General features: G+C 39.4%; 16 protein-coding genes. 13 read left to right on the forward strand and 3 right to left on the reverse strand.

Annotation, left to right across the window (positions count from 1 at the left end; all coding sequences use genetic code 11):
* Window positions 1–112: 112 nt before the first annotated feature.
* From P20495_RS00700 to P20495_RS00650, 11 genes are all read left to right on the forward strand, one after another.
* Window positions 113–766 carry a thermostable hemolysin gene (locus tag P20495_RS00700; protein WP_007376652.1) on the forward strand — a complete coding sequence of 218 codons (654 nt, stop codon included), beginning with the start codon at window positions 113–115 and terminating at the stop codon, window positions 764–766.
* Window positions 763–2,232: an AMP-binding protein gene (locus P20495_RS00695; RefSeq protein ID WP_008139357.1), complete on the forward strand. Its 1,470-nt coding sequence runs from the start codon at window positions 763–765 to the stop codon at window positions 2,230–2,232. The genes P20495_RS00700 and P20495_RS00695 overlap by 4 nt, the downstream gene beginning before the upstream one ends.
* Window positions 2,225–2,914, forward strand: a complete 690-nt coding sequence (locus P20495_RS00690; RefSeq protein WP_008139358.1) for a TenA family transcriptional regulator — start codon at window positions 2,225–2,227, stop codon at window positions 2,912–2,914. The genes P20495_RS00695 and P20495_RS00690 overlap by 8 nt, the downstream gene beginning before the upstream one ends.
* Window positions 2,911–3,681: an SDR family oxidoreductase gene (locus P20495_RS00685; RefSeq protein ID WP_008139360.1), complete on the forward strand. Its 771-nt coding sequence runs from the start codon at window positions 2,911–2,913 to the stop codon at window positions 3,679–3,681. Before P20495_RS00690 ends, P20495_RS00685 begins: the two co-directional genes overlap by 4 nt.
* Before the next feature lie 21 nt (window positions 3,682–3,702).
* Window positions 3,703–4,350, forward strand: coding sequence for a hypothetical protein (locus tag P20495_RS00680; RefSeq protein WP_008139362.1), 648 nt, complete (start codon window positions 3,703–3,705; stop codon window positions 4,348–4,350).
* A 7-nt stretch (window positions 4,351–4,357) separates the two neighbouring features.
* A complete protein-coding gene (locus tag P20495_RS00675) occupies window positions 4,358–5,014 on the forward strand; it encodes a response regulator transcription factor (protein WP_008139364.1) in 657 nt (218 codons plus the stop codon).
* A 26-nt stretch (window positions 5,015–5,040) separates the two neighbouring features.
* A complete protein-coding gene (locus tag P20495_RS00670; RefSeq protein ID WP_008139365.1) occupies window positions 5,041–6,354 on the forward strand; it encodes an ATP-binding protein in 1,314 nt (437 codons plus the stop codon).
* Window positions 6,347–6,700, forward strand: coding sequence for a cupredoxin domain-containing protein (locus P20495_RS00665; RefSeq protein WP_033016468.1), 354 nt, complete (start codon window positions 6,347–6,349; stop codon window positions 6,698–6,700). The genes P20495_RS00670 and P20495_RS00665 overlap by 8 nt, the downstream gene beginning before the upstream one ends.
* Window positions 6,687–7,427, forward strand: a complete 741-nt coding sequence (locus P20495_RS00660) for a hypothetical protein (RefSeq protein WP_008139369.1) — start codon at window positions 6,687–6,689, stop codon at window positions 7,425–7,427. The genes P20495_RS00665 and P20495_RS00660 overlap by 14 nt, the downstream gene beginning before the upstream one ends.
* Window positions 7,424–8,140, forward strand: a complete 717-nt coding sequence (locus P20495_RS00655) for a hypothetical protein (protein WP_008139370.1) — start codon at window positions 7,424–7,426, stop codon at window positions 8,138–8,140. The genes P20495_RS00660 and P20495_RS00655 overlap by 4 nt, the downstream gene beginning before the upstream one ends.
* 240 nt (window positions 8,141–8,380) lie before the next feature.
* A complete protein-coding gene (locus tag P20495_RS00650; protein WP_002959120.1) occupies window positions 8,381–8,590 on the forward strand; it encodes a cold-shock protein in 210 nt (69 codons plus the stop codon).
* Window positions 8,591–8,851: 261 nt separating this feature from the next.
* Here P20495_RS00650 and P20495_RS00645 read toward each other — a convergent pair whose 3' ends face one another.
* The 3 genes from P20495_RS00645 to udk all read right to left on the reverse strand — a co-directional run bounded on the left by P20495_RS00645 (window position 8,852) and on the right by udk (window position 11,830).
* Window positions 8,852–9,571: an ABC transporter substrate-binding protein gene (locus tag P20495_RS00645; protein ID WP_232224772.1), complete on the reverse strand. Its 720-nt coding sequence runs from the start codon at window positions 9,569–9,571 to the stop codon at window positions 8,852–8,854.
* A 382-nt stretch (window positions 9,572–9,953) separates the two neighbouring features.
* Entirely contained in the window at window positions 9,954–11,180 is a 1,227-nt protein-coding gene (locus tag P20495_RS00640) for a NupC/NupG family nucleoside CNT transporter (RefSeq protein WP_007376641.1), read from the reverse strand.
* A gap of 17 nt (window positions 11,181–11,197) precedes the next feature.
* Window positions 11,198–11,830, reverse strand: a complete 633-nt coding sequence (udk, locus tag P20495_RS00635) for a uridine kinase (protein ID WP_007376640.1) — start codon at window positions 11,828–11,830, stop codon at window positions 11,198–11,200.
* A gap of 192 nt (window positions 11,831–12,022) precedes the next feature.
* Between udk and P20495_RS00630 the strand changes: the two genes are divergently transcribed.
* Both P20495_RS00630 and deoD read left to right on the forward strand, forming a co-directional pair.
* Entirely contained in the window at window positions 12,023–13,255 is a 1,233-nt protein-coding gene (locus tag P20495_RS00630) for a phosphopentomutase (RefSeq protein WP_008139372.1), read from the forward strand.
* Window positions 13,255–13,959 (forward strand): purine-nucleoside phosphorylase, encoded by a 705-nt coding sequence (gene deoD, locus P20495_RS00625; protein ID WP_007376638.1) that lies wholly within the window; start codon window positions 13,255–13,257, stop codon window positions 13,957–13,959. Before P20495_RS00630 ends, deoD begins: the two co-directional genes overlap by 1 nt.
* Window positions 13,960–14,275 lie beyond the last annotated feature (316 nt).

Below are 14,275 nucleotides of genomic sequence, written 5' to 3' on the forward strand. Positions count from 1 at the left end.
TTCGTTAAATTGATCAAAGATTTATGTAGGTTGATATAATATTTATTTTCTTAAGTTTTCTTTAAGTTTCGCTCGCTAAGTTACAAACATACACTTTATATGAGCGATGTTTATGCAATTAGCACACCTACCTTCATCACCCGTTTATATTCAAAATAACTCACGCTTTGTTAGTGCTCGCATTAATGATGAGCATAGAAGTGCGTTAGAAAACACAGTTAAAGAAGGGTTTTTAGTCGCTTATAACGCCACGCTTACCTCTTTTATGCCATTACTTTGCCAATACACGACAAACGAAGGGCAGTGCACATTGGGTTTAAGGCAAGCAACGGCTCCTCTATTTATAGAGCAATACTTAGCACAGCCCATTGAGCATTTTTTACCTGAGAACACACAGCGTAATAAAGTATTTGAGCTTGGCAATCTATGCTCTACACATCGCAAAGCAACGCTTGGGCATTTTATTGTTGTTAATGAAGCCCTGCAAAGTGTAGGAGCAAAACATTTAGTATTTTGCGCCACTAAAAAAGTACGTGCACTGCTGCGCTTATTAGGCGTTAACTGCACTGAAATTGCTGTGGCAAACAGTTTTGTTGTGGAGCATCCGCTAAGTTGGGGAAGTTACTACGCTAACCAGCCTACCGTATGCGTTGTGAGTTTAGAGCAAGCTCACCAACAAGTATTAAATACCCCAATGCTTTATAGTTTGATGCAGCAAAATCACTCAAATATCAATTCTTTGGTAAATGCGTTGGTGAATGTATGAATTACTATAATACCCATGCAATATCGCCATTAATTATTGCCCACAATAAAGAGCAAACACTTGAAATTAACGGTGATGAGTTTAATCAGCAAATACAAAAAGTAGTAAAAATACTACAAAGCTTTAACGGCAAATGTATCGCTTATAAGCTCGATAATACGCCAGCTTGGCTTGTTATTGATGCCGCTACTGCGGTTTCTAATAAAGTGGCTGTGCCAATTGCTCACTTTTTTAGTGAACAACAAACTCAATATGTACTAGCTCAATGTGGCGCTAATGTATTTATGAGCGACACGCTAAACCCTTTACTTGGGGAGCCGACTGCATCAATTACTTTATTTGAGTGTTACACATTATATATTTACGAAATCGTTGTAGCTAACCCCGGCAGTTATTTTCCAGATACTCAAAAAGTAACATTTACGTCAGGATCGACTGGGCAACCAAAGGGCGTGTGTTTATCTGCAAAGAGTCAAATGCAGGTAGCTCAATCTCTGTGCGATAAAATTAACATTAAAAAGCCTGTTCATTTATGTTTATTGCCGCTTGCTGTATTGCTTGAAAATATAGCCGGTGTGTATGCCCCTTTAAAAAGTAACGGTACAGTGCATTTAATGCCGTTAAATGAATTAGGCTTTGTTGGTACTGCATTAAAACAGCCCGCACAGCTTATAGCTGCTATTGATAAAGTTAAGCCAAATACGCTTATTTTAGTGCCTGAACTATTAGCATGCTTAGTTACTTTTGCAGAAGGTGGTTGGCAACCGCCTAGTTCGTTACAGTTTATTGCCGTAGGTGGTGCGCGTGTCAGCGAAATACTATTAACCAAAGCGCGTAGCTTAAACTTACCGGTGTACCAAGGTTATGGACTTTCTGAGGCGGCATCTGTAGTGAGTTTAAATACACCCACAAACGATAACATCCACAGTGCCGGCTCTGTGTTACCTCATATTCAAACCAAAATTGAAAACGGTCAGCTTTTTATAAAAGGCGATTTGTTTTTAGGTTACTTAAATCATCAACCTCACAACAAAAACCAGTGGTATGCAACTGGCGACCTGGTCGAACAGCATCAAAATACTTTATTTATTAAAGGCCGATTAAAAAACCTAATTATTACCAGCATGGGTCGCAACATCAGTGCCGAGTGGCCAGAATCACTATTACTCAGTCAAAACGGTATTTTACAAGCCGTTGTGTTTGGTGAGGGTCGACCTTTTCTCAGTGCCATTATTTACGCCGATACAAAGCTAAGTAACCTAGTGTTAGCGCAATACATTAACGAAATTAACAAACAACTACCCGACTATACTCGAATTCAAAAGTGGCATCGTTTAGCTGCCCCATTAAGTGTGCAACAAGGATTATTAACAACAAATAATCGCCCAAAACGAGATGCCATAAGTAAGCAGTACCATGCTGTATTTGAGCAATTTTACCGACTTGGAGAAGTAATTAATGAGTGATTTTTTTAACATCCTTAAAGAGCAAACTAAACAAGAGCAAAACTACCTGCTTACAGCGCCGATTATACAGCGTGTTTTTAAAGGCGAAGCATCACTTGAAGAATACGCCTCGTTTTTAGCGCAAGCGTATCACCATGTTAAGCACACTGTGCCATTAATGATGTCGGTTGGTGCACGATTAACCGACGATCAAGAATGGCTGCGCGAAGCCGTCGCAGAATATATTGAAGAAGAGATTGGTCATCAAGAGTGGGTACTTAATGATATTGCAGCCTGTGGTTTTGACAAAGAAACAGTACGGTGTAGTCAGCCGCAATTTGCTACCGAAATGATGGTGTCGTATGCGTACGACTCCATTGCACGTAAAAATCCGTTAAGCTTTTTTGGCATGGTGCATGTGCTTGAAGGCACTTCTATAGCGCTTGCTGATGGCGCGGCTTCAAACATTGCAAATGCTGTGGGTTTACCTAAAAAAGCATTTAGTTATTTAACCTCTCACGGCGCGCTTGATATAGAGCATGTAAAGTTTTTTGAAAACCTAATGAACCAAATAACAGACGAGGCGGATCAGCAAGCCATACTTCATGGTGCAAAGCGCTTTTATCGTTTATACGGCGATATATTTCGTGGACTCGATGACGAACCATTTTTTAAAGCACGTGCACAAGGCAAATTGGCATGAGTAGTTCTTTGTGTGTGCTCACTGGTGCAACAGGCGGAATAGGGCAAGCGATTGCTAAAGCCCTATATGCAAAAGGGTGGAAGTTACTACTTGTAGGGCGAAATACCCAAGCCCTTGAAAAACTGAGCCGTGCATGCCCAGACAGTGAAATATTTACGGGCGATTTAACCGACGATACAGCACGTATTAACCTAGCAATAAAAGCCAAGCAACTCGGCGGCGTTAAATTACTTATTAATAACGCCGGTATAAATACGATGCAAAGCCTTGAGCACACAAGTAATGAGCAAATAGATAATATGCTCATTACTAATTTGTCGGTGCCTATTAAATTATGCCAGCTATTTTTAGGGCAGTTAGTGTATACCAAAGGCACCATTGTTAACGTGGGATCATCGTTTGGCAGTATTGGCTACCCGTTTCAAACGCTTTATTGCGCCAGTAAATTCGGTTTACGTGGTTTTACAGAAGCGTTATCACGTGAGTTGAATGGTTCAGGCGTTAAAGTGACCTATTTAGCACCAAGAGCAACAGATACATCTATTAATAGTAGTAAAGCGCGGGCAATGAATAAAGAGCTCGGCAATAAAATGGACTCGCCAGAATTAGTTGCTCAAGAGTTATTAGCTCTTATAAGTTCAAACCAAACAAGGCGCTTTATTGGTTTTCCTGAAAAATTATTTGCACGCATAAATGGCGTATTCCCAAGCGTTGTTGATAACGCTATTGCAAAGCAACTTCCTAAAATTAAAAGTTTTTTAAGTTAACAAACACACAAGGGCAAAATTATGTATAAATTTACACTCGCATTTTATTTAATACTAACCTCTGTATTTGCAACTGCAGTACACGCAGATGAAGCGCAAGACTTAACCGATATTCAACAAAAGTGGGCAATTGCTAATTACGAACTTGAAGACGATGCGCAAATAGACGCGTTTACGCAACTAAGTGAGCAAAGCGCATTATTTGTTAAAAACTACCCAAGCTCGGCGCAAACACATATTTGGAATGGCATTGTGTTAGCCAGCTTTGCTGGCGCAAAAGGGGGCTTGGGCGCACTTGGTTTAGCAAAAGAAGCAAAAGCGTCACTCGAAAATGCACTCTCGATTGATGGCACTGCACTCAATGGCTCCGCTTACGCAAGCCTTGCAACGCTTTATAGCAAAGTACCTGGCTGGCCAATTGGTTTTGGTGATGACGACAAAGCTGAAAAATTATTTAAACAAGCGCTCGCTTTTAATCTCGAAGGCATTGATACTAATTACTTATACGGTGAATACTTGTATGACGATGGCGATTATAAACAAGCTAAAGCGCGACTACTTGTAGCGCAAGCTGCTGGGATTCGTGATACTCGGGCAAAAGCAGATAAATATCGTCAACAAGCAATAAGTCAGTTATTGGCAAAAGTAGATAAAAAATTAAAAAGATAAACAGATAATGCATTTATTACTCGTTGAGGACGATCATTTAGTGGCGCAAGGGCTTATTCGCTCTTTGCGCCAAGAGGGCTACAGCGTAGAGCACAGTGGCACAGTAAAGCACGCCTTAGAGTGCCTTTCTAGTGGTGAGATTGAGCTTGTTATTCTCGATTTAGGATTACCTGATGGCGACGGCTCGCAAGTTTTAAAGCATATTAAAGAGCAAAAAGTAATACCGGTGGTTATTTTAACTGCTCGCGGCAGTATTGACGACAAAGTCCAAGGGCTCGATATGGGGGCAGATGATTACCTTGCAAAGCCGTTTGACCCTGCTGAGTTATTTGCTCGATTACGTGTAGTAAGCCGGCGCATTAACCAAACACAATCAAGCTTATTGCGCTGTGGTGATGTAGTAATGGATACTTCTGCTCATACAGTTAAACTAAGTGGGCAGTCACTTACACTACCTCGAAAAGAATACATGCTTTTAAAAGCGCTAATGGAAAATCAGGGAAGGGTACAGTCAAAACAACAACTCGAAAACAAACTTTACCAATGGGGTGAAGAAGTCGGCTCTAATGCCATAGAGGTGCATATTCATCATCTTCGTAAAAAATTCCCTAGTGATTTTATTAAAACCTTACGTGGCATTGGCTACGTGGTTGGTAAGCGTTAGAGTGTATTTGTTTTTCGAGGTTGAAAATGTCAATTCGTAAACGTCTGACCTTAATTTTACTTTCAATGATGGTGCTAACTTGCTTTTTAGCATTAGTAAAAGGCTATCAAAAAAGTATGCACCACGGCGAAAGTTTGCTTGATGATGAACTTAAAATAGTGGCTGGCGTTTTAATTGAGCAACCATTGGCACTAAGCACAGATGCAGTACAAGTAAGTAATAATAGCGCTCAGTTGTTGTATCAAATTTGGCAAAATAATAATTTACTTAGTGGCTCATCGAGTTTATCAAATAACCAAATTAGTTTTAGCGAGGGCTTTCAAACAGCCAATGTAGCAGGGCAGCGTATGCGGGTATTTGTGATGAGTAAAAACACCCGTAAAGTCATCGTTGCTGAACCTATGGCAAAGCGTTTTGAATTAGCTGAAGCGGTTATTTTATCCGCAATGTTACCTATGCTATGGGCAGTCCCTCTGCTTGCTATTTTTATTAGCTTTTTTGTTAAATACGCATTAGCCCCTCTTACTCGATTATCTAAGCAGTTGGCGTCTCGCCAAGCGAACGACTTTACGCCAATTAACTGGCAAGTAACCGACGAGGAAATTAAACCGGTTATTAATCGTTTAAACGACTTATTTAAACGCGTAGAAACTGCCTACTTACGGGAGCGCTTTTTTGCCTCAGATGCAGCTCACGAATTACGTACCCCGCTTAGTAGTTTAAAAATTAATGTGCATAATTTGGCTAATAAACAAAGTAATCTGCAAGACCATCAAGAATTACAAGCTATGTCGCAGGGCATTAATCGCTTAAGTAATATTGTTGAGCAAATGCTAATTTTAGGACGCACTCAGCCTGAACAATGGCAGAGGCAATTTAGCGAACAATCATTGCTAACGATTACTCAGCAAGTCGTATCGGAGCAATACGACAAAATAGATGAAAAAAACCAAACGATTAGTCTTGAAGGTGATGATTTTATTATTAATGGTGATGAGTTTACATTAACCACGCTTATCGCTAACTTACTTAGCAATGCCATAAAATACACACCCAATAATGGTCAAATTATAATTAAATTAGCATCAAGTAATAACGGCTTTAGTTGGCAAATTGATGATTCTGGTGCGGGTATGACTGAAGAGCAAAAAGAGCGAATATTCAATCGCTTTTATCGCGTAGGTGGCGATCAGCATCCATCAGGCGAGCAAGGTGCCGGTTTAGGTATGGCGATTGTTCAACACATAATTGCTATTTATGGCGCAACTATTCATTTAGCGAATAGTCATTTAGGCGGACTAACTGTTAAGGTTACTTTTACAGGAGTAAAAAGTGACTAAACGTTTATTTAATCGGTGCCTTTGTTGTTTGCTATTTTTGTCGTTTAACGCGACGAGTAAAGAGTACCTTATTATTTTAAAAGATCACTTGTTCTACCCTTCACAAATTACCATTCCCGCGAATAAAAAAGTAAAACTATTGATAGAAAACCAAGATAGCACACCAGAAGAGTTTGATAGCTTTGATCTAAACAGAGAAAAAGTACTCTACCCAAACCGTAAAAGCATTATTTATATAGGGCCGCTTAGTAAAGGGCATTACGAATTTTTTGGTGAGTTCTCGCCCAATACAGCAAGGGGCGTTGTTATAGTTGGTGATGAAGGGGCGCAGCATGCTAATAACTAGTTTAGTCATGAGCCTTAATCAATTACTACCTGTGGCTATTTTATTAGTGCTACTACAAGTAGTTAAAAAACAAAGCGCTTTAAAAATAGGGTCTGCTTTACTAATTGGCGCGCTCATGTCGTTTTTGTACATGCAAAGTGCGTCATGGGTGAGCCAGTGGTTTGAACACCAAGGTCTAGAGTACTCACAAATAGGGCTATGTATTACTATATTTATTGCCGTATTGGTATTTGCAGTAAAGCAAAAATCAGCGGCTTTTTATATTGCAGTTATAAGCACAATAACATTGTATTTAAGCCACTATATTATTTACCTCACCAGTTTTTGGCAAAGTAATGATGCAGGGCAAAGCTTATTTATTGGCACTTTATTAGGTGTTGGAATTTGTTTAAGTTTTAGCGTATTGCTGTACTTTTTAATGAATGCAATTAAGCACCGCTTTGGTATGTATCCGCATTTTACTTTGCTTGCTTTTAACAGCGCGGCTAAGTTATTAGTTGCACTGGATTTGGCAAGCCAAATAGATTTAATTACCAGCACCGCAACCGTGTGGGATTTACGCGATGTATTAAGCGAAAACTCTGAGCTAGGCCGCGTATTGCGTGCTCTTGTTGGTTACGAGGCTACCCCGGATCTAATGAGTGTACTTATATATAGTACAAGTAGCGTGATATTTTTATTACTTTGTTATGTTATTTCGGCTTCAATAACTAAGGAACGTGTATGAAAGCACTCAACCTATATTTAGCGCTTAGCTTTACCGTTTTTTGTTTATTGGTATTCTCAATCCCAGCAAAAGCCGATGGGATTGTTGTTGATAAGGTATATCACCCCTATGTTTTACCTTTTGAGCGAGAGTTTGAATGGAGGTTAGTGTCGCACCAAACAGATAGTGGCAACATACTCGCGCAGCGTTTGGGTGGTGGTGGAGCTATTAACGATACAATGGCACTCGAAGGCTATTTAGTTGGTGAGCGAGACGACAACGGCGACTTTGGTTTAGAAGCTTATGAGCTTGAACTACGCTGGCAATTGATTGAGCAAGGTAAATTATGGGCCGATTGGGGGGCATTATTTGAGCTTGAAAAAAAACATAATGAAGATGTGTATGAAGCAACTACGGGCTTTGTGATCGAAAAAGAATTTGGTAAAACAAGCTTAACTATGAATGCTTTTTTAGTTTACGAGTGGGGGCAAGACATTAAAAACGAATGGGAAAGTGAGTTTAGAGCACAATATCGCTATCGATATCGCTCTGCTTTTCAGCCGTCTATTGAGGTGTACGTAGGAGAAGATTTTGTTGGCATAGGCCCAGGTTTTATAGGTTTACAGCGTTTTGATGGGCAAAAGCAATTAAAGTGGGAAGCGGGCTTTATCACTGAGATAAGCCAATCAGAAAAAAATCATAGTTTTAGGCTCGCATTAGAGTTTGAATTTTAATAACCAAGGAAAGCGGTTTTGGTTGTTTATCACTCTGATTATAGATAGATACTTGACATGTTTTAAAAAATCTATATAGTGGGCTGCAGCTAGAAAGAAAGCATGTAAGCTATAAATCTCCATTTCGATGTTGTATAAGTAATACTTGTAGTACCGTCCTGAAGTTTTTAAAGTACCATCTCATTTTTTGCTACACCCGCTCTTATGAGCATATTTTTTATTTTATATCAGGATATTACAATGTCTAACATCGTATCAGGTACAGTTAAGTGGTTCAACGAGTCTAAAGGTTTTGGTTTCATCGAGCAAGAAAATGGCCCAGACGTTTTCGCACATTTCTCAGCAATCAAAAGCGAAGGTTTCAAAACTTTAGCTGAAGGCCAACGTGTAGAGTTCACTCTTTCACAAGGTCAAAAAGGTCCACAAGCTGATAACATCACAGCTGTATAATTTTACTTTTTAAGTAAAATGAAAAAAGCGCTTAAGGCGCTTTTTTTGTGTCTAAATTTTGATGAAAGTTACCTGCGTTTATTAGATTAGATCAACTCCACTTATTTACTCACTATACCAACCTGTATAAATCTTTGAGCAATTTAACGAATTAAACTGCATTATAACGTCGTTAAATTTTTATTTAGAGCAACTAGATACAAAAATTTTTGCCTAGTTCTAGCGTAATTTTCTTAACGTTAAATAGATCCCATATAGAAATTAATTACCCTGAATTCCATAAGGTAACGCACTTGTTTTTTCCATTTCAGTGAACGCCTTCTGAAGTGCATTAACAACATTAACGTCTGCTTTTTTATTCGCTGCTAAGTAAGCGCCTACAGTGAGTTCGTTTATTCTATATACAAACTTTAAATGGTTGGGTTCAAGTTTTAAATAATCACTTAGCTGTTGCATATAAAGTGGATCGTCTACAACTAAGTCTACTTTTTTAGCGAGCAATAAATCATATGACTTTTGAATGTCGCTAGTGAATACTGCTTCAAAACCTAGTTTTAAAAGAGTCTGTGTAGAGAAATCATTGCGTTGCATCGCTATTTTGTAGTTTTTAGCTTGCTCGGTACCTTCAATAACTATATCAGTACGCTCTGAAAGAGCTATAAACCCCAAATCAAATCGCCCCACTTGTGCAATCCAATAAAATTGTTCTTCTCGCTCTGGTGTTCTTGCTAGGCTGTAAATAAAAACGTTGCTTTGCTCGGTTGCTAACTTATAAGCACGCGCCCACGGATACATTTGTATATTAGGTGTTAGCTTAGCCTCTGCAAATATATCTCGAATTAATTGAGTGCCTTCTCCTGATACTTCACCATCAACCAATACCTGATTCGGTGGTGCTAATTCTGTAACAACAAGTAGTGTTTCTGTTGCTTGAATATGCACAGAGTAAATAAAAAAAAGAAAATAAATAATATATTTCACAATAGCGAATCGTCATTCAGTTAAATATAGTGATATAAGTGTGGCTTAAAATATTGAAAATACAAAAAATTAATCATAAAAATTAGTGACTAAGATATTGGTTTATTTAAATTTGAGTGTAAATATAAATTGTGTGCTGAGTTATGTTTTCACGTTGTAGCAATCAGCCTAGGAGGCTGTGTAACGACGTTCTAAAATGATTTTTATGCCAATTGAACTTGGTATGAAGTATCAAAGGATTGATAACTTGAAATATAAAGTACTAAAACGATAAAAGGGCCTTGCGGCCCTTGGTGAAGTATCGTTCAAGTTAGATAGTACTTTAACCCCTTAAAGCAGCTATCTTCTTGTTTTGCAACACCGGTTTCATCTCAATAAGTTTCTAAGCTAGCGAGAGGAAAAACCCAGCAATTGCTGCGCTCATTAGGTTAGCCATAGATCCTGCTAACACTGCTCTGAGCCCTAAGCGCGCGATATCCTTTCGCCGACTAGGCGCCATACCGCCTAATCCACCTAGTAAAATGGCTATCGATGATAAGTTAGCAAACCCACATAAAGCAAAAGTAACAATTGCTTGTGTGTGCGCGCTTAACGTATCGCGATAATTTATAAAGTCTAAGTAAGCAACAAACTCGTTCACTACTATCTTTTGACCAATAAAGCTGCCGGCTATAATTGCTTCATCCCATGGCACACCTAGTAACCATGCAACAGGAGCAAATACATAACCTAATATTTCTTGAAGCGTTAATGTTGGGTAATCAAACCACCCACCAATACCGCCTAATAAACCGTTTAACAGTGCAATTAGCGCTACAAAAGCAAGTAACATTGCACCTACATTAAGTGCTAAATGCATGCCGTTTGCCGCACCTGATGCAGCTGCATCAATTACATTTACTGGCTTATCTTCATCATCTAAATCTAAATCAGCTAAGTTATCTTTAGGCGTTTCAGTTTCTGGCACAATCATCTTGGCCATTAAAAAACCACCTGGAGCTGCCATAAAGCTCGCTGCTATTAAATACTTAAGCTCAATACCAATAATAACGTAACCGGCCATTACAGAGCCTGCTACCGTGGCTAAGCCACCTACCATAACTGCAAACAATTCCGATTTAGTCATCGTTGCAATAAACGGTTTAACAATAAGAGGGGCTTCAGTTTGGCCAACAAAAATATTCGCCGTTGCTGAAAGTGATTCAGTACGTGAGGTTTTCAATAATTTTTGTAAACCACCGCCTAATATCTTAATAATCCAATCCATAATGCCAAGGTGATATAGCACAGCAACTAATGCTGAGAAAAACACGATAACGGGCAAAACTTGAATTGCAAAAATAAAACCTAATGTATCTTGTGAGGCAAGTGGACCAAATAAAAATCCAATACCATCATTCGCATAACCAATTACCGATGAAACGGCCGCTGACATGCTCGTTAATACATTTTTTCCTGCTTCAAAAAACAGAACAAAACCGCCAATAACAATTTGCATCGCAAATGCTATGCCAACGGTTCTTAAATTAATTGCCTTGCGATTAGTTGACGCAGCAAAGGCAATGCTTAGCAGCACGCACATGCCAACTAAGCTCATAAATGTTGTCATACAAATGTTTCCCGTTGTTATTCTTGTAGTAAATATTTTATCTTACTTTTAATTATATCAATCGCAACACGGTTCATACCGCCTCGAGTCACAACTAAATCGGCGTTATGTTTCGAAGGCTCAATAAATTGATAAAACATCGGTCTAACAGTTGCTTGATATTGCTCAACAACAGATTGTAAAGTTCTGCCTCGTTGTTCCATATCACGCTGCATACGGCGCATTAAGCAAATATCTAAAGGTGTATCTATAAACACCTTAATATCAAATTCTTTATTAAGCGCTTTGTCACTCAATAATAAAATACCTTCAACAATGAGTATTTTTGCAGCAGGCACTCGGCGAGTTTTTTCGCTGCGTGTATGCTGTGCATAGTCATAGGTTGGTACTTCAACTGAGTTACCACAACGAAGTTGCGTTAAATGCTCAAGCATCAACGCATGTTCAAATGCATCAGGATGGTCGTAGTTCGTTTGCGTACGATGAGCCATCGGCAAATGCGACTGATCCTTGTAATAAGCATCTTCTTCAATAATGGCGATAGCGCCTGGTTCAAGCTCGTTAACCAATTCATTGTATATAGTTTGGCTAAAAAGAGATTTGCCCGACGCAGACGCGCCTGCAATAGCTATAATAGTAGTTCGTGTCACTAAAGTTCTCACCCACACAGAAGGATATATTGTTGGTAGATCACAATAGCAAAAAAGACACGATTAATCTCTTTTGCTTCGCTCAAGAATGCAAATTTATAATGTTTAGGTTTTATGAAACAGGACTTTTGTCCTGTACGGAAAATTCAAAGAGCGGATAAAGTAACCACCTAGAAACAAAGTGAGGTCAAAATGGCAAAAGCAATTATCTTAATGGCAGATAGCCTAGGAATCGGTGCAGCACCAGATGCAGATAAATTTGGTGATCTTGGCGCTAACACATTTGCTCACTTACTAAAAGCATATTACGACGCAACTGGCAGTGCACTGTCGCTTCCTAATTTATCTAAATTAGGATTAATAGACGCATGTGAAGCTGCAGGTGGAGAAACCTGTTTAATATCTGATCGCCAAACACCACAAGGTGCATGGGGTTACGCTAAAGAACTTTCTAGCGGAAAAGATACACCATCAGGTCATTGGGAAATGGCAGGCGTACCTGTGTTGTTTGATTGGGGATATTTTCCAAAAACACAGCCGAGTTTTCCACAAGAGTTTATTGACGAGTTTATAGCTCGCACAGGTATTCCTGGTATTTTAGGCAACTGCCATGCATCGGGAACGACCATTTTAGAACAGCTAGGTGAAGAACACGTAAAAACAGGTAAACCAATCTGTTACACCTCAGCTGATAGCGTGTTTCAAATAGCCGCGCATGAAAAATCATTCGGCCTAGAGAAGCTTTATCAAGTTTGCGAAATCGCACGGGCGCTACTTGATGAAATGAATATAGGACGAGTGATTGCGCGGCCATTTTTGGGTTCAAATAGCCAAGACTTTGCTCGAACGGGTAATCGTCGCGACTATTCAGTGCTTCCGCCAGCACCCACATTGCTAGACGTATTAGCAAAAGACGGCGGCGAAGTAATTAGTATTGGTAAAATTTCAGATATTTATGCGCATCAGGGCATAACCCAAAAGCATAAAGCACCTGGGCTTATGAACTTGCTAGAAAAAACCAGCGAAGTAATGAAAAGCGCGCCAGATCGCAGCTTAATTTTTACTAACCTAGTTGATTTTGATGAAAAATTTGGTCATCGCCGTAACCCAGTAGGTTACGCAAAAGCATTAAAAGAGTTTGATGACTATTTACCAACTATACTAAATCAGTTAAACGCAGATGACATATTAATGATCACTGCAGATCACGGTTGTGACCCGACCTTTCCAGGTTCTGAGCATACTCGTGAATACGTACCTGTTATTGCATATAAACCAGGTATGAGTAATACACCATTAGGTGAACGCAACAGTTTTGCAGATATAGGCCAAACCCTAGCACAGTGGTTTAGTTTACCTGCACTTGATTACGGCGACAGCTTTTTAAATGAGCTAACAACGCCAAATAAAAAGGAAAACAATTAATGAGTACTCCGCATATCAGTGCAAACGTTGGTGATTTCGCCGAAACAGTATTAATGCCAGGCGATCCGCTACGTGCGCAATATATTGCTGAAAACTTTTTAGATGATGCAGTACAAGTTACAGGCGTTCGTAACATGTACGGTTTCACTGGTACTTACAAAGGTAAGCCAGTAAGCATCATGGGTTCAGGTATGGGCATTCCATCAATGTCTATTTATGCTCGTGAGCTAATTGTAAGCTTTGGCGTTAAAAATATTATACGTATTGGTACGTGTGGCGGTATTGGCACAGATATTAAAATCCGTGACGTAATTTTTGCACAAGGTGCAAGCACAGATTCTAACGTAAATCGTGCACGTGTACGTGGCTACGATTTTTCTGCAATTGCTAACTTTGATTTACTTTTAAACGGCGTAAACGCTGCAAAAGAGCTAGGAATTGAAGCAAAAGTAGGTAACGTATTTACAACCGACACTTTCTATCAAGCAGACGACTCGTTCTATAAAGATTTAGACAAGTTAGGCATGTTAGCAGTAGATATGGAAACGGCGGGTTTATATGGTGTTGCAGCTGAATACGGCGCAAACGCAATGGCATTATTTACAGTAAGCGACCACGTAATCACCGGTGAAGCAACACCTGCTGATGAGCGTCAAAGCACGTTTAACGAAATGGTTAAAATTGCATTAGAGTCAATAGCTTAAATAATACATAACAGTTCCTTGGTAACGTATTCACTAAGTTTTGGAGACACGCCCAAAGTGAAGTGAGACTAACCTCCAAAGCCGCATCTAATGCGGCTTTTTTTATGCGCGTCTACAAGGCAAAATCTAACTTTTTGTAGACGTAGAGCTTGCTCACGTTAGAAGCGCAGCTTCTCATGACTTAATATACTCAAGCTATCACTCTAAAAGCCTTGCTTTTAAACGCCAGCAAGCTGCGCGTCTACAAGGTAAATTTGGCTTGTTGTTGTAGACGTAGAGCTTGCTCACGTTAGAAGCGCTATCACTCTAAAAGCGC

This window comes from Pseudoalteromonas sp. BSi20495, assembly GCF_000241185.1.
GTDB lineage: Bacteria > Pseudomonadota > Gammaproteobacteria > Enterobacterales > Alteromonadaceae > Pseudoalteromonas > Pseudoalteromonas fuliginea.

Excerpts from the sequence above, each read along its gene's own strand:
- P20495_RS00700 (WP_007376652.1), top strand. The coding sequence starts at position 113 with ATGCAATTAGCACACCTACCTTCATCACCCGTTTATATTCAAAATAAC.
- P20495_RS00695 (WP_008139357.1), top strand. The coding sequence starts at position 763 with ATGAATTACTATAATACCCATGCAATATCGCCATTAATTATTGCCCAC.
- P20495_RS00690 (WP_008139358.1), top strand. The coding sequence starts at position 2,225 with ATGAGTGATTTTTTTAACATCCTTAAAGAGCAAACTAAACAAGAGCAA.
- P20495_RS00685 (WP_008139360.1), top strand. The coding sequence starts at position 2,911 with ATGAGTAGTTCTTTGTGTGTGCTCACTGGTGCAACAGGCGGAATAGGG.
- P20495_RS00680 (WP_008139362.1), top strand. The coding sequence starts at position 3,703 with ATGTATAAATTTACACTCGCATTTTATTTAATACTAACCTCTGTATTT.
- P20495_RS00675 (WP_008139364.1), top strand. The coding sequence starts at position 4,358 with ATGCATTTATTACTCGTTGAGGACGATCATTTAGTGGCGCAAGGGCTT.
- P20495_RS00670 (WP_008139365.1), top strand. The coding sequence starts at position 5,041 with ATGTCAATTCGTAAACGTCTGACCTTAATTTTACTTTCAATGATGGTG.
- P20495_RS00660 (WP_008139369.1), top strand. The coding sequence starts at position 6,687 with ATGCTAATAACTAGTTTAGTCATGAGCCTTAATCAATTACTACCTGTG.
- P20495_RS00655 (WP_008139370.1), top strand. The coding sequence starts at position 7,424 with ATGAAAGCACTCAACCTATATTTAGCGCTTAGCTTTACCGTTTTTTGT.
- P20495_RS00650 (WP_002959120.1), top strand. The coding sequence starts at position 8,381 with ATGTCTAACATCGTATCAGGTACAGTTAAGTGGTTCAACGAGTCTAAA.
- P20495_RS00640 (WP_007376641.1), bottom strand. The coding sequence starts at position 11,180 with ATGACAACATTTATGAGCTTAGTTGGCATGTGCGTGCTGCTAAGCATT.
- P20495_RS00630 (WP_008139372.1), top strand. The coding sequence starts at position 12,023 with ATGGCAAAAGCAATTATCTTAATGGCAGATAGCCTAGGAATCGGTGCA.
- deoD (WP_007376638.1), top strand. The coding sequence starts at position 13,255 with ATGAGTACTCCGCATATCAGTGCAAACGTTGGTGATTTCGCCGAAACA.